The organism is Catellatospora sp. KI3 (assembly GCF_029948125.1).
Taxonomy (GTDB): domain Bacteria; phylum Actinomycetota; class Actinomycetes; order Mycobacteriales; family Micromonosporaceae; genus Catellatospora.
Genome location: NZ_JASAMB010000062.1, coordinates 1 through 1,303 on the forward strand (window position 1 = coordinate 1; position 1,303 = coordinate 1,303).

At 72.4% G+C, this 1,303-nt stretch carries 1 protein-coding gene; it reads left to right on the forward strand.

Annotation, left to right across the window (positions count from 1 at the left end; all coding sequences use genetic code 11):
- Positions 1-283 precede the first annotated feature (283 nt).
- Positions 284-1,303, forward strand: a 1,020-nt coding sequence (locus QEZ54_RS36185; RefSeq protein WP_281309303.1) for an IS110 family transposase, incomplete at its 3' end; no start/stop codon positions are given.

Below are 1,303 nucleotides of genomic sequence, written 5' to 3' on the forward strand. Positions count from 1 at the left end.
TGACGCTTCTATGTGTTGGCGTGCGGGCTCGGGTTCGTGCGCCTAGGGTTCGACGCTGGCGAACTTCCGGGTGACTCCACAGCGATCTGGCCGCTGGTATGCGTGCCATCCGCGATGACCTGTCCCCGGGCGGTCGCCGGCGTCAGCCCGGCCCACCCGGTCTGGCCTGATCAGAAGCCTGTCCGCCCATCGCAGGGGCGTGACTCATCACAGATCTGCCGTCCGCGGTGACCTCTACCCGGGCCGACGCCGTACGGACCGTCGACTCGAAAGGCAGGCCCGCATGCCCATCGTGGCAGATCAGACCACCGCCGTCATCGGGGTGGACACCCACACCGACACCCACACAGACGCCGTGGTCACCGCGGCCGGTGCGGTCATCGCCCAGACCACCGTCACCGCCGACCCGCCCGGTATCAGCCGGTTGCTGGCCTGGGCCGCAGAGCACGCCCCCGGAGCCTGGTGGGCGGTCGAGGGCACCCGCTCCCACGGCCACGGACTCACCCGCGCCCTGACCGCCGCCGGACACACCGTCCTGCACGCCCCACCGCCACCAGCCGCACGTCGTCGCCGGGGCGGCAAGTCCGACACCCTCGACGCCGTCGCCGCAGCCCGGACCGTCCTGGCCACCCCCCTCGACAAGACCGCGATCCCACGCGCCGACGGCGACCGTGAAGCCCTGCGGGTCCTGCTGACCTGCCGCCGCCACCACACCCAGCAGCGGACCGCCACCGTCAACCTGCTCAAAGCCCTGATCCTCACCGCCGACGACGCACTGCGCGACCAGTTGCGCCGCCTACCCACCCGCGCACAGGTCCGCGCCCTGGCCGCCCTCGAACCGGCCACCGGCACCGACACCCAGACCCGGGTCCGCTACCAGCAACTACACGCACTGGCCACCGCGATCACCGCCACCGACGCGCTACTGGGCGCCAACTACCGCGACCTGCACACCATCGTCACCCACGTGTGCCCGGCCCTGCTCGAGCAACCCGGTGTCGGTCCCGTCACCGCCGCGACCCTGCTCACCACCTGGTCCCACCACGGCCGCGTCCGCTCCGAAGCCGCCTTCGCCGCCCTCTGCGGCGCCAGCCCCATCCCCGCCAGCTCCGGACGCACCAACCGCATGCGCCTCAACCGGGGCGGCGACCGCACCGCCAACGCCGCACTCCACACCATCGCCCTGACCCGGCGCCGCACCCACCAACCCACCCGCGACTACGTCACCCGCCGCACCGCCGAGGGCCGCACACTGCCCGACATCAACCGCTGCCTCAAGCGCTACCTCGCCCGACAGCTCTAC